Here is a 19,956-nt window from a genome sequence, read left to right as displayed (position 1 = left end):
CTTCACATTACAGTGGGTTACACCGCTAATTGATAATGGACAACGGGCCAGTCCCCCAGTGGATCATGGTGTACATACTGGCGCTGAAAGCGCATGCCTAGGCGCTTCATGACGGCGATGGAACCGAGGTTTTCGGCCATCGCAATGGCGCTGAAGTAACGTATTTCTGGTTGCTGTTCAGCAAGACCATGGAGCACCGCATGAGCCGCTTCAGTGGCGTAGCCTTGGCCCCATGCTGAGTGTTTAAAGCGCCAACCGAGCTCAATATCGTGCCATTTTGGTGCGTCACTGAAAAAATCGAAAGGGCGCACGAGTATCCAGCCGAGATAGGCATCATCTGCGATACGGTTGACTTGCCAAATGCCCCAGCCCTTTGCAGGATTAAGGTAGGCGCGAAGGCGAGGCACAAACACTTCGTTGATGCTTGCTCTGGAGGTGGGCGTTCCGCCATTAATGTAACGCATCACCTTGGGGTCTTGGTCTAGTTCGTACAATAGCTCGGCGTCGCTCAGATCCATAAGGCGAAAGCGTAATCGCGCGCTGTTGGTTAGGTTTACCATGTTCTTACATCCTTAATTCGCTTACAATAAGCGGCTATCGTCGACCTGAGGTATGTGGTGACTAATTCTGTATTAAAACTTCGTGCGCAGCAAATTGCTGATGCCAAACGCGAATACAAAGCCCGAGGCAGTAAGCTCAGCCGTTGTGAACATTGCTTGTTAGCGCAGTCATTATGTATTTGTGCCGGGGTTGAAACGGTGCCTTGTGATGTGGCCGTGTGTTTGTTGATGTATCATAACGAGAGTTTTAAACCCTCCAATACCGGTCGGCTCATTGCCGATATCGTGCCGCAGAACTTTGCTTTTCGCTGGGATAGAACCGATCCAGACCCTGCCTTATTAGCGCTATTAGAAGATAGTCGTTACCAGCCGTGGGTGGTTTTTCCGGAGCAAGGCGTTGAACCGCAACGAGTCTGTACTGAAGTGCAGCGTATTGAGGGCAAAACGCCTTTGTTTATTTTCCTTGATGGCACCTGGCGTGAGGCGAAAAAGATGATGCGTAAATCTCCTTATTTAGATGGTTTTCCGGTGCTATCCATTGCCCCAGAGCAGGTGTCGGACTATCGCTTACGTATTGCCCCACATGAGCACCAGTTAGGGACAGCCGAAGTGGCTATTATGGTTTTAGAGTTAGCTGAGCAGCACCAAGCAGCAACCAAGCTCGCCGAGCATTTTATTGACTTTCGCAACGCTTATCTTAAAGGTAAACGTTCTAAGGTTTAGCCCCCGCAGATATTCATTTAATGGCCTGATTTTGCTAGACTCGGTGTTCCTTTTTTAATCCACTAGGGATGCCAAGCTGCGCATGAATGCACGTCTATGTTTGCTGGCCTGTGCCGTGGCTCAAAGTTTGAGTCTCAGTGCACACGCTGATGAAAGTGATATTGAAAAAATCATTGTAACGGGTGACTTTAAAAGCGAATCAATCCAAGAGCTTAGCGCTAGCGCAAGCTTGTTCTCCGAGGCCGATATTGCCTCCCGCGAAGCCAAATATTTAGATGAGCTACTTAACCAAGCTGCTAATGTGAATTTTACTGCCGGCGCGTCGCGCGGTAAGTTTGTGCAAATTCGTGGTATCGGCTTGCGTTCGCAGTTTGTTGACCCTGTTAACCCATCGGTTGGAGTGGTGATTGATGGTATTAATTACTCCGGCCTCGGTGGCGCCGCAATGCTGTTTGATGTTGACCAAGTAGAGATTTATCGAGGCCCACAAGGCACGCGCTTTGGCGCCGATGCGCTCGCGGGGATGATCCACATGGAAAGCGCTGAGCCAACCTTGGAGCCCAGTGTGAAGGTGAAGCTCGGCGCGGGTAACTACAATGCCTGGGATGCCGGTATTGCTGCAGGCACCGGGTTTGGTGAAAAAAGCAGTGTGCGCGCGAGCTTCTATCAAAATAAGTCAGACGGCTATGTTGATAACCAGTACCTTGATAGCAACAGTCAAAATATTGATGAGCAAGTCGCCCGCATAAAGCTGCACTCGCAAATTACTGAGCATTGGCGTACGGAGCTCGTTGCTCATTATATGGATATTGATAACGGCTATGATGCGTTCACCTTAGATAATTCCCGTATCAGTGTGGCCGATGAGCCAGGTAAAGATACTCAAGAGAGTGTTGCTGTGGGGCTGAGCAACATCTACAGCGGCTTTAACTTTGCCGATGTGCAATTTAACTTAACCGGTTTAGACGCTGACCTTTTATATAGTTACGATGAAGATTGGGTGTGTAATGACCCCGAGCAGCCAGCGTTGTGCTTAGAGGGCTTGCATCCTTACGCTTACAGCTCCACTGATAGTTATCAACGTGACCGTCAAGATTACACCGCAGAGCTACAACTTAGCGGTAAAGCAGGGAATTGGGTCACTGGGCTATATTACCAATCTCGTGATGTTGACTTATTGCGTCAGTACACCTGGAATGCCGGTGATTTCACATCGACCTATGACAGTGAAAATATTGCCTTATATGGGCAAATAGAAACGCCTATCAGCGACAAAACGCGATTGGTCACGGGACTTCGCGTAGAGCGCAATGAGGGCCAATACAGTGACTCAGCTGCGGTCGTCGAGAACGTGGACGACACCATGGTCGGTGCAAAAGTGGCGCTTGAATATCAAGTAGTGCCGAGAACGATGATTTATACCAGTATCAGCCGAGGCTACAAAGCCGGTGGTATCAATGCCGAAGCCATCGCCAAGGCCAATGACGAAGGGTTAAGCCAAGATGCTGACTTTTTCTTAAACCATCGCACTTTCGACCCAGAGTACTTGTGGAATGCTGAGTTCGGCGTGAAGGGCAGCTCAGCCGATAAGCGCCTTAATTTACGCATCACCGCGTTTTACATGTATCGCGATAATATCCAGCTAAAAGCCTGGAAAACCGAAGACCAGCAGTTCGCAGGCTACTTTGATAACGGCAACAGCGGCGAAAACTACGGCCTTGAAATTGAAGGTGAGTATGCTGTTTCTAAGCGCTTAACCTTAACGGGCAGTGTCGGTGCACTGGACAGTGAAATCGATGGTTTTGTTACCGCTGAGGGCGTTGATCAAAGTGACCGCGATCAAGCGCAAGCGCCCCATTATCAGTATGCATTGAATGCCCGTTTTGACATCACCGACGCGCTATTCGTGAATTTAGGGGTAGAAGGCAAAGACGAATACTATTTCTCAAATAGCCATAATTCAAAGTCGCCGAGCTACAACCTTGTTAATGCCAGTGTTGGCTACCAAGCCGAATATTGGGGAGTGAACTTCTGGGTGCGCAATGCCCTAGATAAAGACTACTACAATCGCGGCTTTAAATTCGGCAATAACCCGGTGAATGGTTACATCGCGCAAACTTATGTGCAATATGCCGAGCCAAGAGTTGCAGGCGTCAGCTTTAACTACGGTTTTTAGAGAGCAATAAAAAACGCGAGCTTAGGCTCGCGTTTTTTCTATTATGCTTGATAGTTCAAGCGCCGGTCACGACATTACTTCAGTAATGACTCTGTTAATACCGGGCGAATCTCTTTTACAATAGCTTTAGCGAGTTTTGGTGAACCGCAGATCACATTACCGCTTTTCTCGTGGTTAGCCCCGCCAGCAAAATCCATCACCAAACCACCGGCTTCTTTTACCAATAGTTGACCTGCAGCGGTATCCCAAGGTTTCAAACCAATCTCAAAGAAGCCATCAACACGGCCTGCCGCCACATACGCCATATCTAACGCGGCAGAGCCCGCGCGACGAATATCGGCAGTGTATACAAATAGCGATTTAAACGCTTCCATGTATGCATCCATGTGATGCTTTTGCTTAAATGGGAAGCCTGTGGCTAGCACTGTGCCAGAAAGCTCTTTAGCGTTACTAACACGAATACGCTTGCTATTAAGTTGCGCGCCTTGACCTCGACTTGCAGTGAAAAGCTCACCACGGATAGGATCATAGACAACGGCCTGTTCGATACGGCCTTTGACCTTTAAGGCAATAGAGACGCAGAAGTGCGGGATATCTTTAATGAAGTTAGTGGTGCCATCGAGGGGATCGATCACCCAAAGGTAGTCAGCATCAGTGCCATTATGTTGGCCTAACTCTTCCCCTATAATACTGTGGTTAGGGTAAGATTTTAAGATGGTTTCGCGAATAACGGCTTCCGCCTCTTTATCAACGCTGGTTACAAAGTCGTTGCTGCCTTTTTGGCTGGCTTCTACTTTTGATAAATCTTCACAGGCGCGCAAAATCACCTTGCTTGCGTTTCGCGCAGCGCGAATCGCAATGTTTAACATCGGATGCATAGCATTACCTTTGGGTTGTAAAAGAACAATATTTCGAGCCGGCGTATTCTAGCGGTTTTTCAACTAAAGTAAATACGCGAGTAAAAATAACCTGATGATTTTTTGTGCAGTGCTGTTTTGCTTATAAAAATTTTTCAGCGGCTCTCTACCTAGGGTTATGATAAACTACGGCGTATTGTAATTTACTAAAGAATAAACACCGTACTATGGCACTTGAGAACATTCGCATCGTTTTGGTTAACACCTCGCATTCAGGTAATATTGGCTCGGCGGCTCGAGCAATGAAAACCATGGGTTTTAGTAACCTTTATCTTGTTGACCCAGCCTGTGAAATTGATAGTCATGCCAGCGCACTCGCAGCTGGTGCTACGGATGTTTTAGGGCAGGCTCAGGTGGTCGATACGCTAGAGCAAGCACTTGAAGGCTGTGTATTGGCCATAGGCACTAGCGCCCGTTCTCGCACTTTGAGCTGGCCGATGGTAGACCCTCGTCAATGCGGTGAAAAACTTGTTAAAGAGGGCGAGAGCAGCCCTGTGGCATTGGTTTTTGGTCGTGAAAACAGCGGCCTAACCAATGAAGAGTTGCAGCTATGTAATTTCCATGTCTGTATTCCGGCGAACCCAGACTACAGCTCATTGAACCTAGCCATGGCGGTACAAACTCTGTGTTATGAGACGCGCATGCAGTTTTTAGATACCCAAGAGCAAGCGGTCGAACAAGACGACAACGAGTACCCCACCAACGAACAAATGCAGCGCTTCTATGAACACTTGCAAAGTACCTTTAGCAACACCGGATTTATCATCAAACAGCACCCTGGTCAGGTGATGACAAAACTAAAACGTTTGTTTAACCGTGCCCGCCCAGAGCAACAAGAGCTCAATATTCTGCGCGGTATGCTGACTTCAGTAGATAAACAGCAAAACAACCAGGACTGATACTCAGAAACGTCACTAGAGCGCCACTATGAAGGGGCGCTCATGATCCCTCTATACACTGCAGGACACTGCAGGTTAATACTTGACTATTTTACTCAGGTAATTACAATGACAGTCAATACCCGAGTATTTTACTCAAGTACTTCCAGTAAATACTTGACTCTAATACTCAGGTAATTAAAATTCACACTCTTGAAGAGTATGGGGGCGATATGAAGTTAACATCCAAAGGCAGATATGCGGTTACCGCGATGCTCGATGTTGCGCTGCACACCGATGCAGGGCCCGTTCCCCTTGCCGATATTTCACAGCGGCAGGAAATCTCATTATCTTATCTTGAACAATTATTCGCTCGCCTACGTAAGCAAGGGTTAGTGACCTCAGTGCGCGGTCCAGGCGGCGGTTATTTACTAGGTAAAGAAGCCGGTGCTATTTCGGTCGGCGATGTTATCAGTGCGGTTAATGAGTCGGTGGATGCCACTCGTTGTCATGGCGCTGATGGTGGGTGTCAAAGCGGCATGCGCTGTTTAACCCACACTTTGTGGTCTGACTTAAGTCAGCGCATAGAAGAGTTTTTACATGGTATTAGTTTATCTGAGTTAGTCAGCAAATCTGACATTAAAGAAGTGGCCCATCGCCAAGATAAACAGCTCAATGATGCCATTAGCAAGTTAGAAAATATTCAAGTCAGCTGTCAACTGTAAGCAACTAGGTTGCCGTAAGCGGAGAAAGTAATGAAGTTACCGATTTATTTAGATTATGCAGCAACAACGCCGGTGGACCCGCGCGTTGCCGAAGAAATGATGCAATGCCTGACAATGGAAGGTAATTTTGGTAACCCCGCATCGCGTTCACACCGCTTCGGTTGGCAAGCGGAAGAAGCGGTCGATCAGGCGCGTCATGACATCGCCGATTTAATCAACGCCGATGCTCGTGAAATTGTATTTACTTCAGGTGCAACTGAATCGAATAACCTAGCTATTAAAGGCGCCGCTAACTTTTATAAGAAAAAAGGTAAGCACGTGATAACCGTGCGTACCGAGCACAAAGCGGTGATCGATACCTGCCGTGAGCTTGAGCGTCAGGGCTTTGAAGTAACTTATATGGACGTTGAAGAAAACGGCCTACTTGATTTGAAAAAGCTGGAAGCAGCAATGCGTGACGACACCATTTTGGTGAGCGTGATGCACGTTAATAACGAACTCGGTGTCATTCAAGACATCGCCACCATCGGTGAGATGTGTCGCGAACGTAAAATTATGTTCCATGTCGACGCCGCCCAAAGCGCCGGTAAGGTGAAAATTGACTTACAAGAGTTGAAAGTCGACTTCATGTCATTTTCAGGCCACAAAGTATATGGCCCTAAAGGCATTGGTGCATTATATGTACGCCGTAAGCCACGTGCGCGTTTAGAAGCACAAATGCACGGTGGTGGTCATGAGCGTGGTATGCGTTCGGGCACGCTGGCAACGCATCAAATCGTTGGTATGGGCGCAGCATTTCGTTATGCCAAACAAGATTTTGATAAAGACCATGCACACATCAGTGCCCTACGTCAGCGTTTAATTGACGGCATTATGAACGACATGGACGAAGTGTATTTTAATGGTGCACCGGAGCAATCGGTTCCTGGTATTACCAACATTAGCTTCAACTTTGTTGAGGGTGAGTCGCTGTTAATGGCAGTGAAAGACATTGCCGTATCTTCTGGCTCAGCCTGTACATCAGCAAGCTTGGAGCCGTCTTACGTGCTGCGTGCACTAGGTCGTAACGATGAGCTAGCACACAGCTCGATTCGCTTCAGTATTGGTCGTTTCACCACTGAAGAGGAAATCGATTACACCGTAAAACTTATTAAAGAGTCCATTGGCCGCTTGCGTGAAATGTCTCCGTTGTGGGAGATGCACCAAGAAGGGATTGATTTAGAATCGGTAGAATGGGCACATCATTAAGCCTTGGCGAATGACAAGGTAGCGAGGTAAAAGTTATGGCATACAGTGATAAAGTAATTGATCATGTTGAAAACCCACGTAACGTGGGCGTTCTAGACAAAAACGATCCCAGCGTTGCAACCGGTATGGTCGGTGCACCTGCGTGTGGTGACGTTATGAAGCTGCAAATCAAGGTATCTGATACAGGTGTCATTGAAGACGCTAAGTTCAAAACCTATGGCTGTGGTAGTGCAATCGCATCATCATCGCTGGTCACCGAATGGGTGAAAGGTAAAACCTTAGATGAAGCGGCAACTATCAAAAATACCGATATCAGTGCAGAGCTAGAGTTACCACCAGTGAAAATTCACTGTTCAATCCTAGCGGAAGATGCAATCCAAGCAGCAATCAAAGATTACAAGAGCAAGCAAGACAAATAAGGCGGCAGTATATGGCAATCACCTTAACAGACTCAGCAGCAGACCGAGTTAAATCCTTCCTCGCAAACCGTGGCAAGGGCATAGGTTTGCGTGTGGGGATCAAAACCACCGGCTGTTCGGGGCTTGCCTATGTGCTAGAGTTTGTCGACGAGCTCAGCGAAGGAGATCAAACCTTCGAAGACAAGGGTGTAACCCTGATCATTGATGCAAAAAGCCTGGTGTATATTGATGGCACTGAATTGGACTTCACCAAAGAAGGGTTGAATGAAGGGTTTAAGTTTAATAACCCGAACCAAAGTGGTGAATGTGGCTGCGGCGAGAGCTTCACTGTTTAATAACCAGCAGTGAGTACGCCCAAGCGGTGTGCATCGCACGTTTTTAAGCCCTACCCGATGTAGGGCTTTTCATTATAGGGTTTAACCAATGCGTTATTTTGAACTATTTTCTATTCCAGTCAGCTTTACGGTTGATTTAACCTTAATTAATGAGCGCTATTTAGAGTTGCAACGTGCTGCTCACCCAGACAGACACAGTGGTGGCAGTGAGCGAGATAAACTCGTCGCCGTGCAAAAAACAGCGGAAATCAATGATGCGTTGCAAACGCTTAAGCACCCAGTAAAGCGCGCAGAGTATATGCTGGCTGAGCTTGGGGTGGACCTACGCGGTGAACAACAGACGCTGCAAGACCCTGAATTTTTGATGCAGCAAATGGAGCTGCGTGAAGAGCTTGAAGAATTGCAATCAGCCAGCGATCCGGATGCGGCCATCGCTGAGTTTGAAAAGCACATTGCTGCCTTAGATAAGCAATACAGCAATGAACTCGCGACGCTGTTAGCGAGCGACGATTCAGCACAATGGCACAAGGCTGCAGATGACGTGCGCAAACTGAAGTTTGTCTACAAGTTACGAGACGAACTAGAACGCATTGAAGATGAGTTATTTGATTAGCGCATTAAACGAAAAGGTTTTTTAGATTACATGGCATTATTGCAAATCGCTGAGCCGGGGCAAAGCGCGGCACCACATGAACACAAACTCGCTGTGGGAATTGATTTAGGCACCACCAACTCGCTTGTTGCCACGGTGCAAAGCGGTGAGGCAAAAACCTTAGCTAATGAGCAAGGTGAGGCTATTTTACCCTCTGTCGTGCGTTATTTAGAGCAAGACGTGGTCGTCGGCACTGACGCGCAGCAGCACGCTGCAGATGACCCTCATAATACGCTGATCTCGGTTAAGCGCTTTTTAGGTAAAGCCCAAGCGGAAATCGAGGCCAGTTACGGCCAGCTGCCGTATCAGTTCACTGATACCAATAACAGCCTGCACATTCACACTCGTCAAGGCGATGTTAGCCCAGTACAAGCTTCCAGTGAGATTCTCAAAGCATTGCGTAACCGCGCCGAGCAAAGCTTCGGCGGTGAGGACATCACCGGGGCGGTGATCACCGTGCCTGCCTATTTTGATGATGCCCAGCGCCAAAGCACCAAAGATGCGGCTCAATTAGCAGGGCTAAAAGTGTTGCGCTTACTGAATGAACCAACCGCAGCAGCGGTGGCATACGGTTTAGATTCGGGCCAAGAAGGGGTGATTGCCGTTTATGATCTCGGTGGCGGTACCTTCGATATCTCTATTTTGCGCTTAAACAAAGGCGTGTTTGAAGTGCTGGCAACCGGTGGCGACTCCGCTCTGGGCGGCGATGACTTTGATTCTTTGCTAGTGGATTACTTTAAGCAGCAAACCAGCGTTACGCAATTAACGGCCAATACCTTACGGTTATTTATCAATAAAGCCAAAGCCTGTAAGGAAGCACTGACAAGCTATGGCAAAGTGAATGTGGTATTGGAATTTGATGGTCAATCTTACACCGTTACCGTGACCCGCGAACAGTTTGCCGAGCTGGCACAGCCGCTGGTTAAGAAAACCTTACGCAGCTGTCGCCGGGCGTTAAAAGATGCCCAGATCAGCAACGAAGAAGTGCTCGAAGTGGTGATGGTCGGTGGCTCGACTCGAATGCCAATAGTACGTGAGCAAGTGGCCGAGTTTTTTGCCAAACAGCCATTAACCAGCATTGACCCAGATCGTGTTGTTGCTGTCGGCGCTGCGATTCAAGCCGATATTTTAGTCGGTAATAAGCCTGACTCTGATATGTTATTGCTTGATGTGTTGCCGCTGTCTTTAGGGTTAGAAACCATGGGTGGCTTGGTGGAGAAAATCATTCCCCGCAATACCACAATTCCGGTTGCACGGGCGCAAGAGTTCACCACTTTTAAAGATGGGCAAACAGCCATGTCGTTGCATGTTTTGCAGGGCGAGCGAGAGTTGGTTGACGATTGTCGTTCTCTGGCGAAATTTAGCTTAAAAGGGATCCCGCCAATGGCCGCCGGTGCAGCGCATATTCGGGTTACCTTTAATGTTGATGCTGATGGCTTACTCAGTGTGACGGCGATGGAAAAATCCACCGGTGTGCAAGCAGAGATTCAGGTAAAACCTTCTTATGGTCTATCTGATGATCAGGTTGCCGAGATGCTTACATCGTCAATGAGCAACGCTAAAGAGGACATGCAAGCGCGTATGCTTAAAGAGCAGCAAGTAGAGGCGCTACGGGTTGTTGAGGCACTAGAAGCTTCATTGGCAACCGACAGTCACTTGCTTGATGAGCAAGAGTTGAATGCGCTGCGAGCAGCCATGGCGGAGCTCACGGAAGTTAGCAGTCAGGCCGATGAGCCACAGCAAATTAAACAAGCAATTGAGAAAGTTGATGCGGCCAGCAGCGAGTTTGCTGCGCGTCGTATGGATGCATCCATTAAAAAGGCTCTTACGGGCCAGTCAGTAGACGAGGTATAAGCAATGCCACAAATTATCTTTTTACCCCATGATGAATTATGCCCCGATGGCGCGGCTTTAGAGGCAAAAGAGGGCGAAACAGTCCTTGATGTGGCACTGAAAAATGGCATCAGTATTCCCCATGCTTGCGAAAAATCTTGTGCCTGCACTACCTGTCACGTGGTGATCCGCGAAGGGTTTGATTCTTTAGAAGAAAGTGATGAGCTTGAAGATGACATGCTTGATAAAGCCTGGGGACTTGAGGCCGAATCACGCCTTGGGTGCCAAGCCAAAATTCATGACGAAGACTTAGTGGTTGAAATTCCCAAATACAACCTCAACATCGTTAATGAAGAGCATTAATTTGGTTCGAACTTAATTTATGCAAAAAGCCGCTGTAATTTATCTTCAGCGGCTTTTTTGTTTTGGAGGCGCGTTATGGATTCAGCTTGGATATTTCAACACTCATTTATTGATGGGCAATGGCTAAAAGGAGAGGGGGAGTTTGCCGTAACTAACCCCGCCGATGGGAGCGAGATAGTGCGTGCCTCAAGGGTGAGCCCTTCTCAGGTAGAGCAGGCAATAACGAGTGCACAACGTGCTTTTAAAGATCTCAAAACAACCACTGCTGAGCAGCGCAGCGAAGTACTCTACCGTTGGTATGAGTTGATTATGAAGCATCAACACAGCCTTGCTGAGCTGATGACGCTGGAGCAGGGTAAGCCGTTAGCCGAATCGCAAGGTGAGGTTGCGTATGGTGCCGGGTTTGTAAAATGGTTTGCTGAACAAGCCAAACGTAGCTACGGTGAAACTATTCCAGCTAGCAAGCCTGAGCATCGTATTAGTGTCATTAAGCAAGGCGTTGGTGTAGTTGCTGGCATTACCCCGTGGAACTTTCCCATTGCCATGATCACTCGTAAGGTTGCACCTGCTTATGCGGCGGGCTGTAGCTTTGTGCTTAAGCCCTCAGAACACACACCATTGTGTGCCTTAGCTCTGGCTCACTTGGCGCACCAAGCGGGTTTCACCCAGGGCGCCTTTAATGTTCTGCTTAGTGATGATGCTAAAGCGGTAGGAGAGCAACTCACCATCAGTGAAGTGGTACGTAAATTCACCTTTACTGGCTCAACCCAGGTCGGCAGCCAGCTGCTAAAACAATGCGCGAGTACCATTAAGCGCACTTCTATGGAGCTGGGGGGCAACGCACCTTTACTGGTGTTCGCCAGTGCCGACTTAGATAAAGCGGCTGATGGTATCATTGCCAGTAAGTTTCGCAATGCTGGGCAGACCTGCGTCTGCGTTAATCGTGTTTTAGCTGACGAACGCATTGCCGACAAGTTGCTTGCTAAGTTACAGCAGCGAGTGGCCAAATTAAAGGTGGGGCCTGGCACCGAAGAGGGTGTTGATATTGGCCCGCTTATTTACCCACAAGCCAAAACTAACGTGAATGAGCTTATCGACTCGGCGCTGCAAGAAGGCGCGACCTTAGTGGGCGAGCGCCAAAGCCTTGAAGGAAATTTTGTGGCGCCAGTGTTATTGAGTAATGTTACCAGTGAGATGCGTATCAGTCGTGAGGAAATTTTTGGCCCAGTGCTCACGGTTGCCACTTTTAAAGATGAACAACAGGCACTACAACAGGCCAATGACACTCCCTACGGCTTAGCTGCGTATTTTTACAGTCAAGATGTAGCCCAGATACACCGGGTCGCAGAGACGCTTGAATATGGCATGGTAGGTATCAATGAAGGACTCATTTCTAATCCAGTGGCCCCCTTTGGCGGGGTGAAACAGTCTGGTCTTGGCCGTGAAGGGGGACACCAAGGGTTAGAAGAGTACCTCGAAGAGAAGTATTTGTGTCTCAACCTTGATTAACAGCTTAAGTGGGGGCGCGTGCAAACGCGTCTCATCTGGATTCCCTCCCAACTATTTGCTCAACTCCCTCAGTTATCTGTACACTCTACCTTTTGTCGTAGTAATTGGACGAATATGAGTGCAGCAACGCTAAGTTTAGTTATTCTTGCTGGCGGCTTAGGTAGTCGTTTTGGTGGCGCCAAGCAGGTGGCGGTATTGCCGGGTTTGCAAAAGACCATAATGCAATTGAGTATTGAAGACGCTTATCAGGCGGGAGTGCGCCATGTGGTATTGGTCATAAATCAACAAGTGCGGGCGACGCTGTGCGAGCATATATTACCGCAATTACCAAAGGACATGAGTGTTGACTTGGTCGAGCAACATATCAGTGATGTACCAGCGGCTTATGCTCACTTAGTACATGAGCGCAACAAGCCTTGGGGGACTGGCCATGCTTTGCTATGTGCGAGAGACAAGGTGAGGGATAAAGCCATCGTGATCACCGCCGATGACTATTATGGTAAGCACGCCTATCAGCAAATGGTGGCACACTTTGAGCACAGTGAGCACTGGGCCTGTGTTGCTTACCCGGTGGCGAGTACCTGTAGTGAGCAGGGCGGCGTGAATCGGGGGATCTGTCAGCTTAACAGCCATAATCAACTTCAACGTGTTGATGAAGTGCTTAATATTCAAAACGTTGATGACGAGCTTGTCGGCTATAATGATAAGGATGAAAGGTTACAAATTGATTCAGGAGCGCTCGCGTCAATGACCTTTTGGGGTGTAGGGCGAGCATTATTTGATGTGTTAGCGGATAATTTCGAGCGCTTTTTGGCGCGCACTGACAACGGTGTCAAAAAAGAGTATTATCTTCCCGATCAAATACAATATTGCATTGACCATCATTTGGCGACCGTTGATGTTTACCCTGCCACACAGCCCTGGCTCGGCATGACTTATAAAGATGAACTCGCTGTAATCGCAAAAAAAATAAAACAGCTCAAGGGATTAAGCAATGAGCGAAGCGGCACTCAAGATTGAACCTATGAATACAGACTCTCATGCGCAATTATTGGCGCACCAGTTCGGCTTTGAGCCGACCCAGCTTAGTTTAAATCCCATTGGCAATGGTCACATTAATACCACCATGTTACTGAAACATGCTCACGGCGCGGTCGTGGTACAGCGCCTCAATACCGATGTGTTTCCTAAGCCTGATAAGCTGGTCGCGAATGCCCGTAAAATCGAACAGCACTTACTTAAAAAGCATCATAAACAACAATACCAGCTTGATATTATTAAACATGTAGCCACTACAGATCAGCGCTACCTACTCGATATCAACGGTGAGAAATGGCGTGCATTGGAGTTTATCGGTGGTAGTTACAGCGAGGAAGTGGTGCGCTCACCAAGCCAAGCGAAGGTCGCGGCGAATGCGTTCGGTCAATTTGCCGCAGCGCTTGAGGATTTCGACGCCGAGCAGCTTTATCCGGTGATTAAGGACTTTCATAACTTAGCAATGCGCTTGGACATGCTCGAGCAAGCGGTGCAAGCGGATAGCCAAGGGCGTGTAGCAAAGGTGGGTGAGCAATTAGCCTTTTGCCAACAGCAAACTCATCTTGTGCACCAACTGGCAGAACTTGTGACCTGTGTTCCAGTGCGCCCATGTCATAACGACACCAAGATAAATAACATGCTCTTTAGCAACAAAACCGATCAGGCCAAGGCGGTCATTGACCTTGATACCTGTATGCCAGGTTATTGGTTATTTGATTTCGGTGATATGGTCCGTACCTTTTGCTCGCCTGAACCCGAAGACAGTACCGAGCTTAGTAATGTGCGGGTGCGTAAAGATATATTTGCCGCTATTGTTGAGGGTTATATTGAGCCATTAAAAGGGCTGATCACGGTACAGGAAAAACGCAGTTTTTGGCTCGGTGCGCAAGTGATGCCATTTATGATTGGTGTACGCTTTTTAACTGATTATATTAATGGCGATAAGTACTTTGCCACTAAGTACCCCGAGCATAATTTGGACAGAGCAAACAATCAGTTTGCCTTGTACCGCGATCTCATCAATAACACTGACACACTAAAACCACTGATCGATCACGCTTAGTCTTTTGCTGTCGTCGCGTTATCTCAGCTGACGACAGCTCCAACCAGCGCGTTATTCATCCTGTTCCTTTTGCCTAGCCAATCGCTTTGCGATAGCGTGCTAGTGACGCATTTACCAAGGAATAGATTATGAAGCAGTTTAATCGACGCGATTTCATTAAGGCCGCAGGCGCGGGTGCCGCTGGGGCGGCAACCGCCTCTTTGGCTGGCTGTGCCAGTTCACAACAAGCAGTGACGCCTGCACGCCAAGGCAGCTCAGTGATCGGTTTGGTGGCACCTAAAATGGAGGTTGTTCGGGTCGGCTTTATCGGCGTTGGTCAACGAGGCTACGGCCATGTAAAGCGCATGAGTGCCATTGCAGGCACCGAAATCAAAGCTATCTGCGATACCCACCAAGAAGTGCTGGAGCGCAGCGTTGAGTTCGTTGTTAATAACGGTCAACCCAAGCCCACTGCCTACGGCGATAGTGACTATGCTTATCGCGATATGCTCGCACGTGATGACATTGATATTGTTATTATTTCCACGCCCTGGCAATGGCATGCGCCGATGGCTATCGATACCATGACAAGCGGCAAGCACGCGTTTGTTGAAGTGCCACTGGCGTTGACTGTAGAAGAAATGTGGGAGCTGGTGGATACCGCTGAGCGCACGCAAATGAACTGTATGATGATGGAAAACGTCAATTACGGTCGCGATGAGCTTATGGTGTTAAATATGGTGCGCCAGGGCGTATTTGGTGAGTTACTCCATGGTGAAGCTGCGTACATTCATGAGCTGCGTTGGCAAATGAAAGAGATCACCCATAAGACCGGCTCTTGGCGTACTGCATGGCACACCAAACGTAATGGTAACTTGTATCCAACACATGGTTTAGGTCCGGTGTCGCAATACATGAATATCAATCGTGGCGATCGTTTCGATTACCTCACCTCCATGAGCTCCCCAGCATTAGGACGTGCTGCGTATGCACAGCGCGAATTTCCCCCCGAACACTCGCGTAATCAAATGGAATTCATAGCTGGCGATATGAATACCACGCTGATAAAAACCGTTAAAGGGCGCAGTATTATGGTTCAGCACGATACCACTACTCCTCGCCCTTATAGTCGTCATAATCTTATCCAAGGAACCAACGGCGTGTTTGCCGGCTTCCCTAATCGCATCGCTCTGGAGCAAGGAGGCGACAAAAGCTTCCATGAGTGGGAGTACGACATGCAGCCATGGTATGACAAATACGATCATCCCTTATGGCAAAAAATGGGTGCACAAGCAGAGCATAATGGTGGCCATGGGGGGATGGATTTCTTGATGTTTTGGCGCATGATCTACTGTCTGCGCAATGGTGAGCCATTGGATCAAGATGTATACGATGGCGCCGCTTGGTCAGTGATCTCTCCCTTATCTGCGCAGTCGGTGGCTAATCGCAGTGAGTCCTTGAGTATTCCTGACTTTACTCGTGGTGCCTGGAAAAGCGCCACGCCATTGGGGATAGTTGGCGCTTAACCAATCTTTAACCTCGATAGCTTGATACTGAGTCTGTGTCGGGGGAGTCTATCGAGCAATGGCTGTTTTTGGTTGCGGTGATAAGCAAGCTGATACAACAAAAGTGTCCGATTGCGGACGCATATGTGTCCACAGACGGACAGCTTTGCTGCGAATAAAACGCGTGATAAGTATATAAGTTATTGATAATTATGTATTTAAATTTTTGGCACGGACCTTGATATTCCTACAGTAAGCGCATCAATAGATGCTTTAATTAAACTGAAAAAGGAATACAACTATGAAATTCGCACGTATCGCACTTATCACTACTGTAATGACATTGAGCTTTTCTACTCAAGCGGCCAGTCTAGCCGAAGAGGTGGAATTAGCCGTTAAACAAGCGGCTGAGCAAGCACTTGAAAACTTTGTACAAGCGCAACGTGAAGCACTGCGAGCGAGTGTCTCTAATTTGCTAGAGCAAGCACTTGATGATGATGTGAATACCGCAGAGAAAAGCAATACATCTGCGCCTCGGTCGTAATTTATGTGTTGCCGTAGTGGGCAGATTGTTCGGTTAAGCGTACATACTTATCGGCAAGCTGCTCCACACTCTCTTTGTGTGCAGGGTCTGGTTTTATGCAATCAATAGGGCATACTTGCACGCAGGTTGGTTGATCATAGTGACCAACACATTCAGTGCATTTACTCGCCTCGATTTGATAGATTTCTTCGCCCATAAAAATAGCGCCATTAGGGCACTCGGGCTCACACATATCGCAGTTAATACACTTATCGTTGATTAATAAAGCCATCACGACTCCCCTTGTTTCAGCGCGGACGCGATAGTACAAAAAACGTGGTTCAAGCACAGCCTTTTAGTGATCGTTTTACTACTTTGCTTGATCTAAAACAAAGTGCGATAGCAGCGCATAATCACTCCTTTTTGCACTTTTTTGGTGCGCTTACTCTTCGCTTATTTACTAACCTTATGAAAAGGCCGCCTTTTACAATTTGGCCTAAGTCCTGCAAATTACCTTCATAGTTACAATCGAACCTTGTGTGAGCACGGCATGGATATTGAAAAATTTATATCAGCGCAACAGTTGCAGTCGAGTTATAAATTGCAAATTCAGCACCACTTCATGCCGCTGGCGCAGCAATTAGCAAATAGTAAGCAACCTGGACAGGCGTTGTTTATCACCATAAATGGTGCGCAAGGGTCGGGTAAAAGCACCTTAGCAGCGTTCTTGGCGCAAGCACTACAACAGCGCTTTGCTTTGCATACCTGCGCGTGCTCTATAGATGATTTCTACTTCCCAAGAGCGGTACGTGAACAGTTAGCGCAGTCAGTGCACCCGCTGTTTGCCACCCGAGGTGTGCCGGGCACCCATGATATTGCACTGCTCAATAAAGTGATCGCACGAATTCAAGACGGAGCTCGTGGTATCCGAGTACCGCGATTCAATAAAGCCACCGATGACCGCGAGCCGTTAGAGAATTGGCTTTATTTTGAGCGCCCCATTGATGTGTTTATTCTTGAAGGCTGGTGTGTTGGTGCGCAGCCACAAAGCCCGTGTGAGCTTAACGTCGCGGTTAATAGCCTAGAGCAGAACCAAGATCCAGATGGCCGCTGGCGGCGTTGTGTGAATTCACGTTTGGCCAATGAGTATCAAGCGGTTTTCAACGCTGCCGATATTCGCATCATGTTGAAAGCGCCCAGCTTTGATACTGTGCAAGCGTGGCGTTGGCAGCAAGAGCAGCAGCTTATTGCCCGCCATGGAGCCAGTGAGCACACACTCGACGAGCAAGGAGTAAAATCCTTTATTAGCTATTTTGAGCGCTTAACCCGCCATTGTTTAGCTCACTTACCCGCGCACTGTGATGTAGTTTATCACCTTGATAACACACGACACATTTACCAATGCGATAATAAACTAGCCACTCAGGGGTCGGCATTTCCGGTGGTCTTTACCGATTTGGATGGCACTTTATTAGATCATCACAGCTATCAGTGTGATGAGGCGAAGCCCTTACTCAATGCTTTGAGTCAGGCGCAGGTGCCAGTGATCGTTAATTCCAGTAAAACAGCGGCGGAAATCCATGCGCTGTGCCAGGCTTTACACCTAGACTTGCCCTTTATTTGCGAAAATGGCGCCGCTCTGTACGTGCCCAAAGGGCACTTTATTACACCACCTAAAGCTGCTCAGCAGTGCGATAACTATTGGATCATGCCCTTTGCCCCGCCTTTAGTGACCTTACAACAGTGCATTTCTGCTTTGGCAGAACAATTCGGTGACAGCTTTCGTTCTTTTAGTCAATTATCGTCTAAGCGCTTAAGTGCATTAACTGGCCTCACTGGAGAGACATTAACACAAGCGCAAACACGCCATTACAGCGATCCGCTTTACTGGCAAGGTAGTGACGAGGTGTTACAGCAATTCACGCTGGCGGCGCAGAAATTAGGATGTGAAGTGTTGCGCGGTGGGCGCTTTGTGCACCTGAGTCTGGGAGTGAACAAGGGCAAAGCGCTGCACTATGTGATGCAAATGCTGGCACCGCAATATAGTTGCCCACTGCACAGCATCGCCCTGGGCGACAGCCATAATGATGTGGCAATGCTAGAGGCGGCAGACACTGCGATAGTTATTGCGAACAGCGAAAACACAGCCCCGATTTTAAAAAAACGCAGCGCGTTATTCAGTGTTCATGCCGGGCCGCGAGGTTGGCAGGAAACGCTCAGTAGTTTAGCGCTGATCAAAGAGCAACTAGCAGCAGATGAGGTGCGTAACCATGGCTGATTTTCATCAAAATGGCATTGTCACAACACTCCACAATATTTCTCAGCGTTCGGTCGCTGAACTTGAAGGGGAGTTGGTGCAATTTGCCCAAGAACGGCCCATGGGTCTTATTCTGCCATCGCTTTTTTCCGAACTCGAAGGCCCCGCGTTAGGAAACATAGTGAATCACCTGCAACAAGTGCCTTATCTCGATGAAATCATCATAGGCCTGGACCGAGCTGACGAGCAACAGTACCGTCATGCGCTGACATTTTTCGACAAATTGCCGCAAAAACACCGGGTACTATGGAATGATGGCCCGCGTTTACGTGCCTTGGATAGTGAGCTACAGGCCCTTGGTGTGGCCCCTAAGGAGTTAGGGAAGGGGCGTAATGTGTGGTATTGCATGGGCTATACCCTTGCAGCATCAAAAGTTGAATCTATCGCTTTGCATGATTGCGACATTCTTACCTATGACCGTGCACTGCTGGCTCGGCTTATCTATCCAGTGGCCCACCCACGCTTTAACTATGAGTTCTGTAAGGGCTTTTATGCCCGTACTGCGGCAGGAAAAATCAATGGCCGAGTCTCGCGTTTATTGGTGACGCCACTGCTGCGCTCATTCAAAACGGTTTTAGGTAGCACCGATTACCTCGAGTACATGGACTCATTTCGCTACCCCTTAGCGGGAGAATTTTCGTTTCGCCGAGATGTGCTCAATGATATTCGTATCCCCAGTGATTGGGGTTTAGAGATTGGCGTGCTTTCGGAGATGTACCGCAACTACGCTCACAACCGTTTATGTCAAGTCGATATTGCCCAGACCTATGACCACAAACACCAAGATCTTTCCTTGGAAGATAGAAACGCTGGGCTATCAAAAATGTCGGTGGATATTACCAAAGCATTATTTCGCAAGCTTGCCACCCAAGGGGAAACCTTTACCACCGAAACCATTCGCTCACTGAAAGCAACTTACTACCGCATTGCCTTGGATTTTGTCGAAACCTATCATAATGATGCGCTTATGAATGGTTTAAGCCTCGATATTCACCAAGAAGAGAAGGCGGTGGAGATGTTCGCGCAAAATATTATGCACGCCGGGCAACATTTTTTAGAGCATCCGATGGAAGCGCCTTTCGTACCCAGCTGGAACCGCGTGGTGTCGGCGATGCCTGACGTGTTTGCCCGTTTACGTGAAGCGGTTGAGCTTGATAATCAGCAGTTCAGCGCACACATACGCAAGGCGGGGTAGT

Annotated in this window: 20 protein-coding genes; 17 read left to right on the top strand and 3 right to left on the bottom strand. The window is 48.2% G+C overall.

Translation table 11 applies throughout. The features are described 5' to 3' along the window. Positions 1–17: 17 nt before the first annotated feature. Entirely contained in the window at positions 18–560 is a 543-nt protein-coding gene (locus MHM95_RS08935; protein ID WP_239385070.1) for a GNAT family N-acetyltransferase, read from the bottom strand. A 57-nt stretch (positions 561–617) separates the two neighbouring features. Here MHM95_RS08935 and MHM95_RS08930 point away from each other — a divergent pair, with 57 nt between their 5' ends. Both MHM95_RS08930 and MHM95_RS08925 read left to right on the top strand, forming a co-directional pair. Beyond that, the gene (locus MHM95_RS08930) at positions 618–1,283 is read left to right on the top strand and encodes a tRNA-uridine aminocarboxypropyltransferase (RefSeq protein ID WP_343224299.1); all 666 of its coding nucleotides are present in this window, start codon (positions 618–620) and stop codon (positions 1,281–1,283) included. An 82-nt stretch (positions 1,284–1,365) separates the two neighbouring features. Further along, positions 1,366–3,459, top strand: coding sequence for a TonB-dependent receptor (locus tag MHM95_RS08925; protein WP_152440245.1), 2,094 nt, complete (start codon positions 1,366–1,368; stop codon positions 3,457–3,459). Positions 3,460–3,533: 74 nt separating this feature from the next. On the opposite strand, the gene suhB is transcribed toward MHM95_RS08925, so the two are convergent. Further along, positions 3,534–4,337 (bottom strand): inositol-1-monophosphatase, encoded by an 804-nt coding sequence (gene suhB / locus MHM95_RS08920; protein ID WP_022945497.1) that lies wholly within the window; start codon positions 4,335–4,337, stop codon positions 3,534–3,536. Between the two features lie 206 nt (positions 4,338–4,543). Between suhB and trmJ the strand changes: the two genes are divergently transcribed. The 13 genes from trmJ to MHM95_RS08855 all read left to right on the top strand — a co-directional run bounded on the left by trmJ (position 4,544) and on the right by MHM95_RS08855 (position 16,464). Further along, positions 4,544–5,275 (top strand): tRNA (cytosine(32)/uridine(32)-2'-O)-methyltransferase TrmJ, encoded by a 732-nt coding sequence (trmJ, locus tag MHM95_RS08915; protein WP_022945496.1) that lies wholly within the window; start codon positions 4,544–4,546, stop codon positions 5,273–5,275. A 212-nt stretch (positions 5,276–5,487) separates the two neighbouring features. Then, positions 5,488–5,979 (top strand): Fe-S cluster assembly transcriptional regulator IscR, encoded by a 492-nt coding sequence (iscR, locus tag MHM95_RS08910; protein ID WP_239385068.1) that lies wholly within the window; start codon positions 5,488–5,490, stop codon positions 5,977–5,979. Positions 5,980–6,009: 30 nt separating this feature from the next. Continuing rightward, positions 6,010–7,227 (top strand): IscS subfamily cysteine desulfurase, encoded by a 1,218-nt coding sequence (locus tag MHM95_RS08905; protein WP_045980587.1) that lies wholly within the window; start codon positions 6,010–6,012, stop codon positions 7,225–7,227. Positions 7,228–7,262: 35 nt separating this feature from the next. Next, a complete protein-coding gene (iscU, locus tag MHM95_RS08900) occupies positions 7,263–7,646 on the top strand; it encodes a Fe-S cluster assembly scaffold IscU (RefSeq protein ID WP_022943774.1) in 384 nt (127 codons plus the stop codon). A gap of 11 nt (positions 7,647–7,657) precedes the next feature. Next, complete coding sequence (gene iscA, locus MHM95_RS08895; protein WP_022943775.1) at positions 7,658–7,981, top strand: iron-sulfur cluster assembly protein IscA; 324 nt, start codon at positions 7,658–7,660, stop codon at positions 7,979–7,981. Between the two features lie 88 nt (positions 7,982–8,069). Next, on the top strand, positions 8,070–8,594 hold the full coding sequence (gene hscB, locus MHM95_RS08890) for a co-chaperone HscB (RefSeq protein WP_022943776.1): 525 nt from the start codon (positions 8,070–8,072) through the stop codon (positions 8,592–8,594). A 30-nt stretch (positions 8,595–8,624) separates the two neighbouring features. Next, positions 8,625–10,487, top strand: a complete 1,863-nt coding sequence (gene hscA / locus MHM95_RS08885; RefSeq protein ID WP_239385067.1) for a Fe-S protein assembly chaperone HscA — start codon at positions 8,625–8,627, stop codon at positions 10,485–10,487. Positions 10,488–10,490: 3 nt separating this feature from the next. Next, positions 10,491–10,829, top strand: a complete 339-nt coding sequence (fdx, locus tag MHM95_RS08880) for an ISC system 2Fe-2S type ferredoxin (protein WP_022943778.1) — start codon at positions 10,491–10,493, stop codon at positions 10,827–10,829. Positions 10,830–10,904: 75 nt separating this feature from the next. Beyond that, entirely contained in the window at positions 10,905–12,338 is a 1,434-nt protein-coding gene (locus MHM95_RS08875) for an NAD-dependent succinate-semialdehyde dehydrogenase (protein ID WP_239385066.1), read from the top strand. 114 nt (positions 12,339–12,452) lie between these two features. Then, positions 12,453–13,358, top strand: a complete 906-nt coding sequence (locus MHM95_RS08870; RefSeq protein WP_239385065.1) for a sugar phosphate nucleotidyltransferase — start codon at positions 12,453–12,455, stop codon at positions 13,356–13,358. A gap of 4 nt (positions 13,359–13,362) precedes the next feature. Then, on the top strand, positions 13,363–14,436 hold the full coding sequence (locus tag MHM95_RS08865) for an aminoglycoside phosphotransferase family protein (protein WP_239385231.1): 1,074 nt from the start codon (positions 13,363–13,365) through the stop codon (positions 14,434–14,436). 128 nt (positions 14,437–14,564) lie between these two features. Then, positions 14,565–15,941, top strand: coding sequence for a Gfo/Idh/MocA family oxidoreductase (locus MHM95_RS08860; protein ID WP_239385064.1), 1,377 nt, complete (start codon positions 14,565–14,567; stop codon positions 15,939–15,941). A 280-nt stretch (positions 15,942–16,221) separates the two neighbouring features. Beyond that, positions 16,222–16,464 (top strand): hypothetical protein, encoded by a 243-nt coding sequence (locus MHM95_RS08855; RefSeq protein ID WP_045979701.1) that lies wholly within the window; start codon positions 16,222–16,224, stop codon positions 16,462–16,464. A 1-nt stretch (position 16,465) separates the two neighbouring features. Here MHM95_RS08855 and MHM95_RS08850 read toward each other — a convergent pair whose 3' ends face one another. Continuing rightward, positions 16,466–16,735, bottom strand: coding sequence for a YfhL family 4Fe-4S dicluster ferredoxin (locus MHM95_RS08850; RefSeq protein ID WP_239385063.1), 270 nt, complete (start codon positions 16,733–16,735; stop codon positions 16,466–16,468). 258 nt (positions 16,736–16,993) lie between these two features. Here MHM95_RS08850 and MHM95_RS08845 point away from each other — a divergent pair, with 258 nt between their 5' ends. Next, positions 16,994–18,721 (top strand): HAD-IIB family hydrolase, encoded by a 1,728-nt coding sequence (locus MHM95_RS08845; protein ID WP_239385062.1) that lies wholly within the window; start codon positions 16,994–16,996, stop codon positions 18,719–18,721. After that, a complete protein-coding gene (locus tag MHM95_RS08840; RefSeq protein WP_138509406.1) occupies positions 18,714–19,955 on the top strand; it encodes a glycosyl transferase in 1,242 nt (413 codons plus the stop codon). Before MHM95_RS08845 ends, MHM95_RS08840 begins: the two co-directional genes overlap by 8 nt. Position 19,956 lies beyond the last annotated feature (1 nt).

Origin of the sequence: Pseudoalteromonas sp. CnMc7-15, from assembly GCF_022347925.1 — a bacterium.
GTDB lineage: Bacteria > Pseudomonadota > Gammaproteobacteria > Enterobacterales > Alteromonadaceae > Pseudoalteromonas > Pseudoalteromonas ruthenica.
Note: the sequence above shows the minus strand (reverse complement) of the source record. Positions and strands in the feature narration are given on the sequence as shown.

Excerpts from the sequence above, each read along its gene's own strand:
- MHM95_RS08855 (WP_045979701.1), top strand. The coding sequence starts at position 16,222 with ATGAAATTCGCACGTATCGCACTTATCACTACTGTAATGACATTGAGC.
- suhB (WP_022945497.1), bottom strand. The coding sequence starts at position 4,337 with ATGCATCCGATGTTAAACATTGCGATTCGCGCTGCGCGAAACGCAAGC.
- fdx (WP_022943778.1), top strand. The coding sequence starts at position 10,491 with ATGCCACAAATTATCTTTTTACCCCATGATGAATTATGCCCCGATGGC.
- hscA (WP_239385067.1), top strand. The coding sequence starts at position 8,625 with ATGGCATTATTGCAAATCGCTGAGCCGGGGCAAAGCGCGGCACCACAT.
- iscA (WP_022943775.1), top strand. The coding sequence starts at position 7,658 with ATGGCAATCACCTTAACAGACTCAGCAGCAGACCGAGTTAAATCCTTC.
- hscB (WP_022943776.1), top strand. The coding sequence starts at position 8,070 with ATGCGTTATTTTGAACTATTTTCTATTCCAGTCAGCTTTACGGTTGAT.
- iscU (WP_022943774.1), top strand. The coding sequence starts at position 7,263 with ATGGCATACAGTGATAAAGTAATTGATCATGTTGAAAACCCACGTAAC.
- MHM95_RS08850 (WP_239385063.1), bottom strand. The coding sequence starts at position 16,735 with ATGGCTTTATTAATCAACGATAAGTGTATTAACTGCGATATGTGTGAG.
- MHM95_RS08905 (WP_045980587.1), top strand. The coding sequence starts at position 6,010 with ATGAAGTTACCGATTTATTTAGATTATGCAGCAACAACGCCGGTGGAC.
- MHM95_RS08840 (WP_138509406.1), top strand. The coding sequence starts at position 18,714 with ATGGCTGATTTTCATCAAAATGGCATTGTCACAACACTCCACAATATT.
- trmJ (WP_022945496.1), top strand. The coding sequence starts at position 4,544 with ATGGCACTTGAGAACATTCGCATCGTTTTGGTTAACACCTCGCATTCA.
- MHM95_RS08925 (WP_152440245.1), top strand. The coding sequence starts at position 1,366 with ATGAATGCACGTCTATGTTTGCTGGCCTGTGCCGTGGCTCAAAGTTTG.
- MHM95_RS08935 (WP_239385070.1), bottom strand. The coding sequence starts at position 560 with ATGGTAAACCTAACCAACAGCGCGCGATTACGCTTTCGCCTTATGGAT.
- MHM95_RS08860 (WP_239385064.1), top strand. The coding sequence starts at position 14,565 with ATGAAGCAGTTTAATCGACGCGATTTCATTAAGGCCGCAGGCGCGGGT.
- MHM95_RS08845 (WP_239385062.1), top strand. The coding sequence starts at position 16,994 with ATGGATATTGAAAAATTTATATCAGCGCAACAGTTGCAGTCGAGTTAT.
- MHM95_RS08875 (WP_239385066.1), top strand. The coding sequence starts at position 10,905 with ATGGATTCAGCTTGGATATTTCAACACTCATTTATTGATGGGCAATGG.
- MHM95_RS08870 (WP_239385065.1), top strand. The coding sequence starts at position 12,453 with ATGAGTGCAGCAACGCTAAGTTTAGTTATTCTTGCTGGCGGCTTAGGT.
- MHM95_RS08865 (WP_239385231.1), top strand. The coding sequence starts at position 13,363 with ATGAATACAGACTCTCATGCGCAATTATTGGCGCACCAGTTCGGCTTT.
- iscR (WP_239385068.1), top strand. The coding sequence starts at position 5,488 with ATGAAGTTAACATCCAAAGGCAGATATGCGGTTACCGCGATGCTCGAT.